The sequence below is a fragment of the Enterobacter sp. R4-368 genome, from assembly GCF_000410515.1.
Classification (GTDB): Bacteria; Pseudomonadota; Gammaproteobacteria; order Enterobacterales; family Enterobacteriaceae; genus Kosakonia.
On sequence record NC_021500.1, the window covers coordinates 1,070,211 to 1,084,244 of the forward strand.

Sequence of the window (14,034 nt, forward strand, 5' to 3'; positions counted from 1 at the left end):
TGATGATTACTCCATTATCGGCACACACCGCTCAAGCTCGCGGATGAACACCGGTAGCCCTCGCACATCAGGGCGCTGTTATGCCTTCGCCCACTGTTTATTCACCAGAATGGTCGAAAAATAGGGCAACGGCTGATCGTCGCTCACCTCGCCCAGCCGCTGCCAGCATTGTTCTCCCGGCAGCGTGGCTTCTGCCATCATCAGCGCATGGTCGAGCAACCCCGCTTGCGCAAGCAGCGCTTTGATCCGCGCGAAACGGCCATAGACTTTCATCAACACCAGGCTGTCGTGCTGCGCCAGTGCCTGGCGGATGTCGCTTTCCGGCGCGGTGCAGGAAACCACCGCCAGCGACTGTTGTTCCATCGCCAGCGGTGTTTGCGCCCGCGCGGCAATAGCGGCAAACGAGGTGACGCCGGGAACAATCTCCAGATTTTGCGGGTGTCGCAGGCGCTGCAGCAAAAACACCCAGGTACTGAACAGCATGGCGTCGCCAAGCGTAATAAAACCGACCTGCTTTCCGGCCTGCACTTCATCCTCCAGCGCAGCGGCAACCTCATCCCACACCGCCTCTTTTTCCGCGCTGTCGGCGCTCATCGGGAAGTGACAACAGCGCACGTCGGTCTGCTCACCGAGATACTCGCGTACAATCGACAATGCCAGGCTGTCGCCGCCTTTGCGCCCGGCCGGCGCATACAGCACATCCAGCTTTCCGAGAATGCGCGCACCGCGCACAGTGATAAGATCCGCCGCGCCCGGACCGGTGCTGAGGGCGTAGAGTTTTCCGCTCATGCCGCCACCTCCAGTGCGTGTTCGAGTGCCTGATGTAAATGCTGAACAAACATGGCGCGGATATCGGCGTTTTCGCCCAACCCTTGCAGCCACGGCGTGGCAGCGATACCGACGCGTTCGAACTGCGTTTTCCACGAATCGTCATCATCGGAAGCCATATCATTAATCGCATGATCGCCTGCCACCAACATCAGCGGCATCAAATGAACGGCTTTGACATCTTCCCGGCGCAGGCTGTCGATGATGACATCGATTTCCGGGTAGCTTTCCACCGCGCCGACACGCGCCGGGAAGCGATGCGCCGCCATCATATGGTCAAGGCAGGCATACGCGGCAAAAGCATGGTGGCTGGCTCCGTGGCCCATAAACACCACGCGTTCGTCCGCGGCGACCATCGGCATTTGACGCGAGAGCGCCTGCATCAGATGCAGGTAATCTTCATGGCTGCTGAGCAGCGGCGCACCAATCACCAGCCGTTTAAACAGCGGGCGCATCGTTTGCACTTCACGGGCAATTTTTTCGTACTCATCGCCGTTGATAATGTGCAAAGACTGGATTGCCACATCCTGATAACCCTGTTCCGCCAGCTTTTGCAGCGCTTCGAGCGGGGTATCAATGTGCAGGTTGTCGCGCTGTCTGAGCTTGCGAATGATCATGCCGGAGGTGAACGCGCGAAACAGGGTGCGATCCGGGCAACTGGCCGCCAGCTCGCGCTCGCAGGCAACAATGTTTTTCTCACAGGTGTCGTGATAGCTGGTGCCGAAGCTCACCACCAGAAGGGCTTTTTTCATGCTGTTCTCCTCACTGTGCCGCCAGCCAGCGCCGCAACCGCCCGGCGAAGGCATCCTGACTGTCGAGTAACTCTTCCCCGCTCACCGCAGGTTGCGGGCGGGCAATGACGATGCACGGGATGCTGACATCCAGCGCGGGCTGTACTTTTTCCAGATAACCGCCTTCCGCCCCGGAGGCTTTGGTGATCAGCACTTCCACACGATACTGGCGATAAAACGCGGCGTTAAACCCGGCGCTGAACGGGCCGCAGAGGGCGAAAATATCACCAACGCCAAAACCCAGCTCCGCGCACTGCGCCACCACTTCCGGCACGGGAAGTACCCGTGCCAGTAAGGTTTTATCCGGCAAGCCTTCGCGCCAGCGCGCCAGATCTTTACTGCCGGTGGTCAGCAAAATACGCTCGCCCAGTTCGCGGGCTTTGGCGCAGGCCTCTTCCAGCGTGGCGACATAAAACAGCAACGGATGGGTTAAATCCGCTAACTGCTCCGGGCGCTGATAACGGCTGAGCAGCACCTGTGCCTGCTCGCAGGCCGCGGCAATATTGCGGCTCACCGCATCGGCATACGGGTGCGAAGCATCAATGACCCAGCGCGTACCGTGGTGTTGCAGCCATGCGACCATATCGCGCATCTCCAGCCGCCCGCAGCGCACCTGACCGCGAATATTCCCCGCCAGCTGCTGCCCGGTCGGTGTCGCCACCGACAGCGTGTAGCACACATTGGCTGCGTCCAGTTGCTGGCAAATTTGCCGTGCATCGCTGGTACCGCCGATAACCAACACCTCCCCGGCGCTCACAGGGTGTAGCCCCGGGGCGTGATCATCAGGCCGTTTTGCACATAAGTGGCGCGGTTACCCACAATCACCAGGCTGGTCATATCGACGGGTTCAAAATCCATCTCGCCAAGCGTGGTCAGCCATTTCTCTTCTTTTTTGCGCCCGGCAGATTTCACCACGCCCACCGGCGTGTCGGCGCTTTTGCTGCCCGTAAGCAGTTCAAACGCGCGCGCCAGGTGGCCTTCGCGGCCCCGACTGCGCGGGTTGTAGAAGCAAATAACGAAATCCGCTTCACCCGCCGCGACAATGCGTTTTTCAATCACCGGCCACGGCGTCATCAGATCGCTTAAGCTGATATGGCAAAAGTCATGCATCAGTGGCGCACCGAGCAGCGCGGCGGCGGCAATGCTGGCGGTCATGCCAGGCACCAGACGGACTTCCACATCGAGTTGCTGCTTGTTCACCAGCTCAAGTACCAGCCCGGCCATGCCGTAGATCCCGGCGTCACCGCTGCTGATCAGCGCCACGTTATGTCCTGCCTGCGCCAGCTCAATCGCCGCCTGGCAGCGCTCAATCTCTTTGCACATGCCGGTTTTGATCACCTGTTTATCGCCGGTAAAGGCTTTCACCAGATGGGTATAGGTTTTGTAACCGACCACAATTTCTGCCGCCTGCAGCGCTTCAACGGCTTCCATGGTCATCATTGCCTGTGAGCCGGGGCCAATCCCGATTACCGTTAACATCAGTGTGAAACTCCCAAAGTAATAGTCACGCCCTGCTCGCGCAGGGTTTCGCCAGTCAGTTGCCCGTCGCTCATCAGCCATGCCGCCGGGCCGGAGACGCTTCCGACTCCGGCGGTGTGACGGACAAATTCCGAAGCGGGAAAATGGTGTTCGTGCTGCCGCAATGCCTCAGCCGTGAAAACGTCAAACGGCACGCCCAGGCTTTGCGCCAGTTGGATCAGCCCTTTTTCATTCTGCTTTAAGGTGATGCTGCCAATCGCACGCAGCGCCAGCGGGTCAATGGCGTTCGTCTGCAACTGGCGTTGCAACAGCGCCGAAAGCAGCGTAAAGGGCGTATCGCGCCGACATCCCATCCCCGCCACAATGCGTTTCGGCACCAGTTTGAAAACAGGCACAGGGAGAACCGGCAGCGCCGCTTGAGTGGTCACGCACACAAGGCCATCCAGTTGCGGTAACGCATCGAGGCGATCCACTGCGATAAAACCGCGTGTATCGCAACGCGCCACGTCCTCACGCATCGCCGCGTCACACCACAGGCCAACGCGTTTACCGCTGACCAGCATCTGATTGATGGTCTTTACCGCCGCGCGAAAATCCTGCATTCGCGCATCCAGCTGGATGGCCAGCGTGTCGAGCGCCGCCAGATCGTTTACGTCTGTCGCGGTGGTGATCACCGGATCGGCGTCCAGCACAGCCGCGAGGTAACGCGCCAGCGCATTCGCACCGCCGCAATGCCCGGAGAGCAGGCTGATAACATGCTGTCCGCGTTCATCAATGACGATCACCGCCGGATCGTTAAACTTGTCATTCACCAGCGGGGCGATAACGCGCACGGCAATGCCGGTTGCACCGATAAAAATCACCGCTGAAAAGTGACAAAACGCCTCGCGCAACGCCTGGGCAAAACTGCCGTCAAAAGGCTGAAACCCCGCCGCGAGTAGTTTCTCACTGGTAAAACAAGTCATCGGCAGCGCAGATTGCAGACGAGCCGCCAGCGCCACACCGCCCGGCGTCAGGCAAAACAGCGCTATCGATTCAGGCTTTGCGGTATTCATGGCTAAAATCTGCCGCGTAAAGCCGCGAGTAGTGGAACTCTTCGCCCAGGAATGCCCCCACGAGGATCAGCGCGGTTTTGCGGATCCCGGCATCGCGTACTTTGTCAGCAATATCCGCCAGCGTGCCGCGCACCGTCTGGCTTTCCGGCCAGGTCGCTTTATGGATAACCGCCACTGGCGTGGTCTGTGGGTAACCACCTTCGATTAAACGTTCCGCCACGCGGTGTATACGCTGTACCGAGAGGTAGATCGCCATCGAGGTCTGATGACTGGCAAATGCCTCCAGTTGTTCGCGCTCCGGCACCGGCGTGCGTCCTTCGAGGCGGGTGATGATCAGGCTTTGCGACACCTCCGGCACGGTGTACTCCACGCCCAGCTCCGCCGCCGCGCCGAGAAACGCGCTGACGCCGGGTACAACCTGCCAGCGAATACCACGGCGGGTTAACACTTCTCCCTGTTCACGCACCGAGCCATATAGAGAAACATCGCCGGTTTGCAGGCGTACCACCACTTTCCCGGCCTTCACCCCGGCTTCCATCAGGTCAATGATTTGCTCAAGGTGCAGTTCTGCGCTGTCGTGGCACTCTGCGTCTGGCGGGCAGTATTCCAGCAGTTCGGTATTAATCAGCGAACCGGCGTAAATCACCACCTGCGCCTGCTGCAACAGGCGATACCCTTTCAGCGTGATGAGCTCCTTATCGCCTGGTCCTGCGCCCACAAACCAGACATTTTGTGCATCCGCGTGCTCAGCCATGGTGTTGCTCCTTTTCACAGGAAATTAAAAAAACGGGATTATGCGCTTTGAAATAGTGGCCGCTGCCAAGCGAAGTCAGTTGGGAAACCTGAAGTTGCTGGCAATCCAGCGCAGTGACGGGGCAATCGGCCAGGTGCGCCAGGGCGGTGCTGAGGTTTTCCTGCAGAATAAAAGTCATCACCAGCCGCCCGCCGGGCCTAAGCTGCGCCAGCGACCAGTCGATAAGTTGCGTCAGATTGCCGCCACTGCCGCCCATAAACACCGCGTCCGCGGGCTGCTCAATGAATAGCGGTGCAACGCCGGGGATCAGGGTGATATTGCGACAAGCAAAGCGCTGACAATTCTCTTCCAGCAGCCCGAGCGCTGCCGGGTTGCGTTCAATCGCCGTGACCTGCAACTGCGGGTGTGCCAGCGCCGCTTCGATGCTCACACTGCCGGTGCCCGCGCCGATATCGATCAGGTGGCGGGCATCGTGCAGCGCCAGCTTTGACAGCGCTACTGCGCGCACGGCCTCTTTGGTCATCGGCACCTTTTCACCGCGAATAAACCGCTCATCTTTCATCGAGGATCACCACCACATTCATTTCGTAATGCGCCTGCACATCCGCAGGGCGCAGCCAGTGGATACGTTCATTGTCCATACCGAGGTTTTCGCCAATCACCAGCCAGCGCTTTTCTGCCCCGCGCGAAATCAGCGCATCGGCAATGGCTTTTGGCCCGCAGCGGGCATCGGTCACCATCGCGACCTTGCTGGCACGCGCCAGGGCATCGAAATCGACATCGCGCCCGTGGCTGCTGGTCAGCCAGATATCGTTCATATCAATACCGGTGCGCGAGCAGAGGTACTGCGCGGCGCTGATGCCGGGAATAATGCGCAACTGTTCGATACCAAAATGCGCCACCAGCCGCGTGCCGATGCCGTAAAACAACGGGTCGCCGGAGGCCAGCACCACGACATTGCGCGCGGCGTGTTTTTCCAGCCACGCCAGCAAAGCCGGGATATCGGCATCCAGCGCCCGCCGTTGCCCGGCAAAATCGGGGAACTGCGCCAGGTGGCGGTTACCGCCAACCAGCACTTCAGCCTGCGCCACCGCCTCCTGCGCCTGCGGCGTCATCAGCGCCAGATTGCCCGGCCCCATTCCGGCAACGGTCAACATCTGAGATCCCTCGCAATTTTTTCAACCGGACGGTTCGCGCCCAGCACGTTGTTATCAAAGGAGAACATCACGGCATCGCACTGCGGCGGGTTGTTTGTAAAGCGCAGCATCTGTTCGATACGCTGACAGATTCGGGTTGCCAGGTGATCGTAAAGGTGGCTGAACCCGGCGGCGTCGATGTGTTCCATTGCCGCTTCGGTGGTATCGCACTCGCTCACCGCCAGCAGCAGCGCGTGCGGCGCACCGAGCAGCGCCAGATGTGCGACCAGCGTTTCCATGCGCGCATCCGCGATATGGCTGTGGGTGTGAAAGATCCCGGCGGCGATTTTCACCAGCTTGCCAGGGTGACCGACCAGCACGATATGCCGGAAACCGAGGCGCACCGCCTCTTCCAGCATGTAGCCGACAAAGTTACTCATGGTGACCACAAGTTCGCCCGATACGCCCAGATGTTCGCGCACAAAACGCTCGCCGTGGTTGCCGGGCACCAGGATCACCCGATCCATCCCGGCGGCGCGTTTTAACTCCAGCTCCAGCGCCAGCGCGCGTTTCCAGCTCTCTTCTGACATCGGCGTGACAATGCCGGTGGTGCCAATAATTGAAATGCCGCCAAGAATACCAAGCCTGCCGTTGTAGGTTTTCTTCGCCCGCGCTTCCCCTTCCGGGGCAAAAATTTCCACCTCGGCGCCGCGCGTCGGGCCAATCACTTCACGCACAGCGGCTTCGATAGTCTGGCGCGGCGTGCGGTTGATGGCCGCCTCTCCGACCGCCAGGCCAATGCCTTTGCGGGTCACCGTGCCGATGCCTTCGCCGCCGCGCAGGATGATCTCCCCCTCATCATTGAGCGTGACGCGGGCAAAAATCAGCATGCCGTGCGTGGCATCGACGTCATCGCCGCCGTCTTTGCGAATCGCGGCGACAGCCTGAAGCCCCTCCACATGCGGGCATTCGACGTTCAGGCGCAGCGTGACACCCGATGGCGTGACAATCGACACCTGGTGAATAAGGTGCTGGCGCAGCACCATCAGCGCTGCCACTTTCGCTGCCGCCGTCGCACAGGAGCCGGTGGTATAGCCTTTGCGCAGCGCTTTTCCGTTGTGCCACACCGGATCGTCGAACGCCTGTTCGCTCATTACGCCTCCCGCAGGCTGTAAAGCAATGCGTTAACGATCGCCGCCGCCACGTTGCTACCGCCTTTGCGCCCGCGAGCGGCAATACCCGGTAAACCGCTCGCCACCAGCGCCTCTTTCGATTCTGCCGCGCCGACAAACCCGACCGGCACACCGACCACGCCGCTTACCGGCGCGTTATGTTCCAGCAGGCGAAACAGCGCGGTGGGCGCATTACCGAAGACAAAGACTTTGCCGCCCTCTTCGCCCAGCGCCAGATCAACCGCCGCCATCGAACGGGTGATACCGTCGGCTTTGGCGCGGCGCACCACGCGCGGATCGGAGATATAGCACCGCACTTCGCCGCCGAACTGCGCCAGCAGTGTTTTGTTGATGCCGGAAAGCGCCATGGTGGTATCGGTGTAGAGCGTGCAACCCTGTCTAATCGCGGAACACAGGCTTTCCAGCGCGTCAGAGGAGAACCATAAGATATCGAGCCAGTCGAAATCCGCTGTGGTGTGAATGACCCGTTTGATCACCGCTTCATGTAGTGGGCTGGCAAAGCGGTAATCGGGACGCGTCTCGTTGATGATGTCGTCGATAATGACAAAACTTTTGGCTTCAATAGCCTGCGGTTGCTGCAAATAATCCATCTTTTCCATCCTCAGGCTCCCATCCACACAAAACGCACCAGTGCAAACAGCACCAGCGCCAGCGTCGAGGCCAGCCACATCATCCGGATGGCTCGCCCGATGTCATCCACGTCGATGGCGCGGGTGTCATCGCCAATCCAGGGTTTGTCGACACGTTGGCCGAAGTAGTCATTTGGCCCGCCAAGGCGCACGCCGAGCGCCCCCGCCACGGTGCCTTCTGGCCAGGCGCAGTTCGGGCTGCTGTGATTGTTCCGATCACGAAAACCAATACGCAACGCGGCGCGGGCATTCTGGCGGCAGCAGCAGGCGGCGACGCTCAGCAGCAGCCAGCTCAGGCGTGCCGGGATAAAATTGGCGACATCATCCAGCCGGGCGCTGACCATGCCGATGGCGCGGTACTTTTCATGTTTGTAGCCGACCATCGAATCCAGCGTATTGACCGCTTTATAGGCTATCGCCAGCGGCGCGCCGCCGAGCAGTAAAAAGAACAGCGGGGCAATCACTCCATCGACGGTGTTCTCGGCGACCGTTTCCACCACCGCGCGGGTGATTTGCGGCGGCTGCAACTGGCGGGTATCGCGCCCGACGATCCATGAGAGTTTTTCGCGGCTTTGCGCCAGAAGCCCTTCGCGCAGCGGTTTTTCCACTTCACGCGCCATGTCTGCCAGACAGCGGGTGGCGAGCGTGGTGAAAATCATCCACACCTCAACGCACCAGCCGAGCCACGGGTGAATGGCGCTCGCCAGCGCCAGCACGCCCCAGGCCAGACTCCAGCTCACGCCGACCACCACCAGCCACATCACACCGCCGCCCACGCGCAGCGCGTTATCGCTATGGCAACAACGCCGCACGATGCTTTGCAGCAGGTTGATCAGCGCGCCAATCCAGCGTACCGGATGCGGCCAGTGCGGCGGGTCGCCCAGCAACCGATCGAGTAAAAAGGCCACAGCCCAGGCAAGCAGCGTCATTGCGCGCTCCTTGCGGCGGCAAACCAGTGGTTGAGCATTTGCGGGCGTTGGGCGAAGTGCAGATGCAGGTAGCTGGCGAACGTGTTGCCAACCTGCCAGCCGCCCTGCCAGCGTTTGAGTACTTCGCCGTCGCGGGTTTTATGGCAGTCAAGCACCGCCGCCGTTTGCGCGGTGAAATCCGAGTAGTGAAATTCATGACCGCGCAGGGTTTCACCCGCTGCCGCCAGTAAGGTCTGCTGCGTGGCGCGGGCTTCGCAGTAGCCAAAGCGGGTCAGTTTGCTGCCCATCACGCTAAGACCGGGGATCACATTCGCCATCGGCCACTCCTCGCCGTCCGCATCACGCAGCGCGGTGCCAAGATACATCAGCCCGCCGCACTCGGCGTAGATCGCCACACCGCGCCGATGCGCCGCGCGGATAACCTCCAGCATCGGGGTATTTTCTGATAACGCCCGCGCATGCAGCTCCGGGTAACCGCCGCCCAGCCACAGCATCTGGCATTCCGGCAACTGGCGATCCCGCAGCGGGCTAAAGCGCACAATGCGCACACCTGCACGCTCCAGTAAATCGAGGTTATCGGGGTAGTAAAAATTGAAGGCTTCATCAAAGGCTAATGCCAGCGTCAGCCCTGCAACGACATCCGGCAACGGCGGCATTTGCCCTGCGGGAAGGGTCGTGACCTGGCTGAGCGTCAGCAGTTGGTCGATATCAAGGGTTTGCTCCAGACGCCCGGCAAAATCGTGCCACACCCGCGCTTCCACCACTGATTCACGGGCGGTCACCAGCCCGAGATGGCGCTCCGGCAACGCAACGCCGGGCGTGGTCGGGACATAGCCCAGCACCGGGAGCGCGCAATAGCGTTCAATGGCGTGTTTAAGTAGCTGAAAATGGCTGTCGCTGTTGACCCGGTTCACGATAACGCCGGCAATCGGCAGTTGCGGATCAAAGTGCTGAAAACCCATCACCGTGGCGGCAATGGAGGTCGACACCGCTTTGCCATCAACGAGTAAAATCACCGCAACACCGAGCTGTTTTGCCAGCGCGGCGCTGCTGCAATAATCCGGGTCGGTGCCATAGCCGTCGTACAATCCCATCACCCCTTCAATAACTGCGACATCGCATGCGGCAGCATGATCGCTAAAGAGCGCGTTTAGCGTGGGCTCCGGCAGCATAAAGCTGTCGAGATTGCGGGAGGCAACGCCAGAAACGGCGCTGTGCCAGGCGGTATCGAGGTAATCCGGCCCAACTTTGAACGGCTGAACGCGTAAGCCACGGCGCTTAAAAACAGTGAGCAGCCCCAGCGTGACGGTGGTTTTCCCACAGCCGCTGCCGGTTCCGGCAAGGAGAAAAGCGCTGCGCCGGTTTGACATTCCTGACACCCCATTCCGGGCGGAAAGCTGAAGTCAGGCGCGCGTTTGCCCGGTCTTGCGACCGTTCGCTTCTGAGCAACCCACTTCCCACCGAAGTTGTTGATAATGGCCCATCAGGTCGGTCTTCTGGCTTAGCGTCATCCTCACCCGTCCTTCCCGATCTGGCGATCAGTGGCGTTTTCGGGGTTGTCAGCATCACAGCAGCGGGGGCTGCGGGGGATTTTCACCCCCTTCCCAGCCGCGCAAAAAGCGGCGGCAAAACCTGTTGGCTTATTGCGTCACGGCGCGAAAACAGAGTTCGCGTTCTCATGACATTTCCCCAAAGCGCACTGGATTGCCGCAGGGAAATAAAACTGAAGCAGTTTATCGTCGCGTAAACGCGAGTTTGTTGCGCTATGACAATGTATTGCGTGCCCGTTTTTATCAACACCTGATTTATTCAGCTTTCGCCAACCGATCTTTAGCGCTGAAAACTTCATGCGTAATTCAATACCGTCTCAGGCGGTAAAAAAATAACGGCGCAGCCGGGTGATAGCGCTGACGGAAAAGGCTGTGCACTATCGATCCTGCGAAAATCCTTACCTGCCGAAGGTAAAAGCCATCTGCGAGTGCAATAACAGGGTATGCTTCGTGCCCTGAGGGACATATACCGGCAGTGGTTAACGCTGGCATTCGCGCGGATGAAGTGACACTATCCGGTTTTTATTTTTAAGGGGAAGCACCGTGGCGCAGGCAGCATGTCCCGCATCCTGCGGCGAAATTATCCAGGGCTGGATCCTCGGCGGCGAAAAGCTGGTCTCCTGCCCGGTGGCGTGGTATAGCCACGTCGAAGTCACCACCGGTACGCCGCTTGCCAATGAACGCCCGCTCACCCGCGCGATGCTCAGGCAACTGCTGGCGCACTGGCAACTCCCCGCATCCCTCTCATCGACCCTGCGTATTGACTGCCACTCGACAATTCCGGTGGCGAAAGGCATGGCCAGTAGCACCGCCGATATTGCGGCGACAGCCGTGGCGGCGGCCCGGCACCTCAATCAATCATTGGATGAAAAGACGCTGGCGCAACTTTGCGTGGCGCTGGAGCCGACCGACAGCACCCTGTTTTCAGGCCTGACGCTGTTTGACCACAACACGGCGGCAACGCGCATTCCCTGTGGCGCACTGCCGCCCACCGAGATCCTGCTACTGGAAAGCCCGCTGACGCTAACGACCGCAGATTATCACCGGATGGCGCGCCAGCAGGCGCTGCTGGACAATGCGGAAATACTGGACAGCGCGTGGCAAATGCTACAGCGCGCGTGCGCGCAAAAAGATGCCGCACTGCTCGGCGAAGCCGCAACACTCAGCGCGATGGCCAGCCAGACGCTATTGCCGAAACCTGCGTTCACTACCCTGCTCAACCTGGTGGAGCAGTTCGGTTTATACGGTCTGAACGTGGCGCACAGCGGGAGCGTGGTGGGTTTGTTTCTGGATTCGGCACGTCACGATGTGGGGGCGGTTTGCCGGTTTTTAGCGAAGAGAGAACTGGCGGCGCACTGGCCGAAAAATTATTTATTGAAGATGGTGGCGGGCGGCGTGAAAGAAGGGTGAGAGGCGAACCTCTCACCGCGAGGCATTATTCGGTTTTCGTTTCAGCCGGCTTCAGTTCGCCCATGGTTTTCAGCTTTTTGGAGATGTCGCGACGCTCTTTCGACAGCTCGGCGTTTTTGATGATGTAATCATCTACGCGATCTTCGTAGTCGGTTTTCATGCTGGCGATAATGCCCTGAATGGCTTCAACGCTCATGCCCGGTTTGATGTAATCGCTGAGGTTATCCAGCAGCAGTACGCGCTTCTGGTTATCACGGATCTTCTTCTCAACGTCCTGAATTTCACGCTGCAACTTGTTTTTGCGGCGGAACAGACGCACAAACTCCAGAACGTCCTGGAACGAAGGCTTGGTTGTTTCCATTTTTACACCCCTGATAATGTGAGATTCGGATTCGTTAACGCAACAAGCTTAGAGGCAAACCTACCCAAAGCGGTTGCATATGACAATAATTTTTCCTTTTCCCTATCATAACCACAAATCCAGCTGAATCGAAACAACCAGACTGTGTACAGCGGCTATCTGCCGCTTATTTGCGCAATGCCCGGCAGATCAAATGCGATAACAATTCCAGCTGGCGCGCCAGCTCCAAGCTTAACCAGACATAACCATGAATTGAAGTTTCGGCCAGTGCATCCCCCTGATGCGCGCGGCTTAACTGGCGTAACTCGGTGACAATCTCATTGAGCTTTTCCGTGTTTGCCAGAATCGGCTGCGGGTTGCCTTCATACAACGCGTGGGCAATGGTCAGCAACGTCTGCTGCGTCATCTGCTGCGTTTCACGCAAAGTATTCGCATTGATCATGACAAAATGGCTGGCGCGCGAGCTCCAGTGGGCGTTGATCTGCAATTCCAGCATGCACACCAAATTACGGCTGACGGTCTGGATAGCTTCAAAAATCGCTTTCTGGATATGGGTTTCTTTACTGGCTGGCGTGATTAAGCCGCGCATTTTTACCACGTCATTGAGAATTTTTTGCAGGTGCTTTTCCAGACGCGGTCGCTCCACCAGGTTGCGGGACAAACCCGCCTGATAGACCCGGTTAAACGCCGTGACGTAATTCGCCATCTGAATGCGCCAGTGCAAAAACGCTCGCTGCGGCCAGATGCCGGTGAACAACATGGCCAGCAGCGAGCCAATGATCACATCGCCACTGCGCCACAGCGCCGTATGCATATCCCCGGTCGGCGCGCCGACTACCACTGAGAGCGTCACGCCGATAATCAGCGCCTGATAAGGTTTTTTACCGAGTGCCAGCCAGCCGCATATAAACATCGCAACGGCACACCACACCAGCATCAGCGACAAAGAAATCAGCTCCAGCCTTAACGCTACCAGCCCCAGTGCGGCCCCGAAGATAGTGCCGCCGATACGTTCGAAAGCGCGCGGTACCACATTCCCCCAAAAGGAAATTGGCCCCATCAGCACCACCAGCGTTATTAATGGCCAGGTGCCTTCCGGCACATCCAGCAGGCGGATCAGCAGGAAAGTCAGCACAAAGGCCAGAGCAATGCGCACGCCGTGAACGACGCGATAATGGCGGTAAAGACGAATTTCAAAAGAGCTGAGTGATTTGTCGCGGCGCACGGCCGTTCTCCGGGCTAGTAGTAAAAAGAGGCGCAATTGTAGGATTTTTCAGTGGCAGAGATCACCTTTTAAAACAAAAAAGAGACGCCAGTTTGATCCTGACGTCCCTTTGCGTGCGTTTACAGCTTACAGCGCTTTCGACTCCACCGGAATATACATCTCAATCTCCCAGTAACCGTCGCGCTGCCCGTCGTTGCGATAGATTTCGAAACAGGGTCCGGCCGAAATTTGTAACGCCTGATCGGCGAGCAACTCATCGAAAAAGAGATCCCAGCTTGCTGCAAACTCTTCGTTGTAAACCCGCGCCTGCGCCACCGCGTACTGGCCGCCCGGAACCTCAGTGGTCATCACCCCTTCGCTGTTGGCTGGCACCTGAAACGCAGCGTCAACGGTGATTGCCACATCCGCCCGCAATTTTTCTGCGGGTACTTCATCCGGGTTGTCGTAATAAACGCAAATCCACTCCAGCGGCTGGATCTGCTTGTTATCAACCCACATCGACAGCTGTGCAAATCCCTGTTTAACTTTCTCGTCCCACGGCCCGACCAGATGAAACCCGGCGATACGGCGTTTTTCACACTGCTTGACTGTGTAGCTCATACTAACTCCCTTAGCGTTACTGTTCGAACATACAGTATAACGGGCAGGCCTGCGCCTGCCATCTGCAACCGCTCAATTATGCGAGCAACTTCGC

The 14,034-nt window shown here is 58.8% G+C and carries 16 protein-coding genes and 1 riboswitch; of the genes, 1 reads left to right on the forward strand and 15 read right to left on the reverse strand.

Annotated elements, in window-relative coordinates; all coding sequences use genetic code 11:
* Positions 1 to 78: 78 nt before the first annotated feature.
* The 12 genes from H650_RS05035 to H650_RS05090 are packed head-to-tail and all read right to left on the reverse strand — an operon-like array spanning position 79 to position 10,164.
* Complete coding sequence (locus H650_RS05035) at positions 79 to 789, reverse strand: cobalt-factor II C(20)-methyltransferase (RefSeq protein ID WP_020454249.1); 711 nt, start codon at positions 787 to 789, stop codon at positions 79 to 81.
* Positions 786 to 1,580, reverse strand: coding sequence for a sirohydrochlorin cobaltochelatase (gene cbiK / locus H650_RS05040; RefSeq protein WP_020454250.1), 795 nt, complete (start codon positions 1,578 to 1,580; stop codon positions 786 to 788). The genes H650_RS05035 and cbiK overlap by 4 nt, the downstream gene beginning before the upstream one ends.
* Positions 1,581 to 1,590: 10 nt before the next feature.
* Positions 1,591 to 2,376, reverse strand: coding sequence for a cobalt-precorrin-6A reductase (locus H650_RS05045; RefSeq protein ID WP_020454251.1), 786 nt, complete (start codon positions 2,374 to 2,376; stop codon positions 1,591 to 1,593).
* The gene (locus H650_RS05050; RefSeq protein ID WP_020454252.1) at positions 2,373 to 3,098 is read right to left on the reverse strand and encodes a precorrin-3B C(17)-methyltransferase; all 726 of its coding nucleotides are present in this window, start codon (positions 3,096 to 3,098) and stop codon (positions 2,373 to 2,375) included. The genes H650_RS05045 and H650_RS05050 overlap by 4 nt, the downstream gene beginning before the upstream one ends.
* Positions 3,098 to 4,153, reverse strand: a complete 1,056-nt coding sequence (gene cbiG / locus H650_RS05055) for a cobalt-precorrin 5A hydrolase (RefSeq protein WP_020454253.1) — start codon at positions 4,151 to 4,153, stop codon at positions 3,098 to 3,100. The genes H650_RS05050 and cbiG overlap by 1 nt, the downstream gene beginning before the upstream one ends.
* Positions 4,134 to 4,907 carry a cobalt-precorrin-4 methyltransferase gene (locus H650_RS05060; RefSeq protein ID WP_020454254.1) on the reverse strand — a complete coding sequence of 258 codons (774 nt, stop codon included), beginning with the start codon at positions 4,905 to 4,907 and terminating at the stop codon, positions 4,134 to 4,136. Before H650_RS05060 ends, cbiG begins: the two co-directional genes overlap by 20 nt.
* A complete protein-coding gene (locus H650_RS05065) occupies positions 4,900 to 5,469 on the reverse strand; it encodes a decarboxylating cobalt-precorrin-6B (C(15))-methyltransferase (protein WP_020454255.1) in 570 nt (189 codons plus the stop codon). Before H650_RS05065 ends, H650_RS05060 begins: the two co-directional genes overlap by 8 nt.
* The gene (locus H650_RS05070; protein WP_020454256.1) at positions 5,459 to 6,064 is read right to left on the reverse strand and encodes a cobalt-precorrin-7 (C(5))-methyltransferase; all 606 of its coding nucleotides are present in this window, start codon (positions 6,062 to 6,064) and stop codon (positions 5,459 to 5,461) included. The genes H650_RS05065 and H650_RS05070 overlap by 11 nt, the downstream gene beginning before the upstream one ends.
* Positions 6,058 to 7,197, reverse strand: a complete 1,140-nt coding sequence (gene cbiD / locus H650_RS05075; protein WP_020454257.1) for a cobalt-precorrin-5B (C(1))-methyltransferase CbiD — start codon at positions 7,195 to 7,197, stop codon at positions 6,058 to 6,060. Before cbiD ends, H650_RS05070 begins: the two co-directional genes overlap by 7 nt.
* Positions 7,197 to 7,826, reverse strand: coding sequence for a cobalt-precorrin-8 methylmutase (locus tag H650_RS05080; protein WP_020454258.1), 630 nt, complete (start codon positions 7,824 to 7,826; stop codon positions 7,197 to 7,199). Before H650_RS05080 ends, cbiD begins: the two co-directional genes overlap by 1 nt.
* An 11-nt stretch (positions 7,827 to 7,837) precedes the next feature.
* Positions 7,838 to 8,794 carry an adenosylcobinamide-phosphate synthase CbiB gene (cbiB, locus tag H650_RS05085; RefSeq protein ID WP_020454259.1) on the reverse strand — a complete coding sequence of 319 codons (957 nt, stop codon included), beginning with the start codon at positions 8,792 to 8,794 and terminating at the stop codon, positions 7,838 to 7,840.
* Positions 8,791 to 10,164 (reverse strand): cobyrinic acid a,c-diamide synthase CobB, encoded by a 1,374-nt coding sequence (locus H650_RS05090; protein ID WP_020454260.1) that lies wholly within the window; start codon positions 10,162 to 10,164, stop codon positions 8,791 to 8,793. The genes cbiB and H650_RS05090 overlap by 4 nt, the downstream gene beginning before the upstream one ends.
* Positions 10,165 to 10,263: 99 nt before the next feature.
* Positions 10,264 to 10,445, reverse strand: a riboswitch (cobalamin riboswitch).
* Positions 10,446 to 10,887: 442 nt separating this feature from the next.
* Here H650_RS05090 and H650_RS05095 point away from each other — a divergent pair.
* A complete protein-coding gene (locus H650_RS05095) occupies positions 10,888 to 11,754 on the forward strand; it encodes a GHMP family kinase ATP-binding protein (protein WP_020454261.1) in 867 nt (288 codons plus the stop codon).
* A 25-nt stretch (positions 11,755 to 11,779) separates the two neighbouring features.
* Here the strand turns inward: H650_RS05095 and H650_RS05100 are convergent, their stop codons facing one another.
* The 3 genes from H650_RS05100 to sbmC form a co-directional block, all read right to left on the reverse strand.
* The gene (locus tag H650_RS05100) at positions 11,780 to 12,115 is read right to left on the reverse strand and encodes a DUF496 family protein (protein WP_020454262.1); all 336 of its coding nucleotides are present in this window, start codon (positions 12,113 to 12,115) and stop codon (positions 11,780 to 11,782) included.
* A gap of 166 nt (positions 12,116 to 12,281) precedes the next feature.
* Positions 12,282 to 13,340 carry an FUSC family protein gene (locus tag H650_RS05105; RefSeq protein WP_020454263.1) on the reverse strand — a complete coding sequence of 353 codons (1,059 nt, stop codon included), beginning with the start codon at positions 13,338 to 13,340 and terminating at the stop codon, positions 12,282 to 12,284.
* A 126-nt stretch (positions 13,341 to 13,466) separates the two neighbouring features.
* Entirely contained in the window at positions 13,467 to 13,940 is a 474-nt protein-coding gene (sbmC, locus tag H650_RS05110; protein WP_020454264.1) for a DNA gyrase inhibitor SbmC, read from the reverse strand.
* Between the last annotated feature and the right edge of the window lie 94 nt (positions 13,941 to 14,034).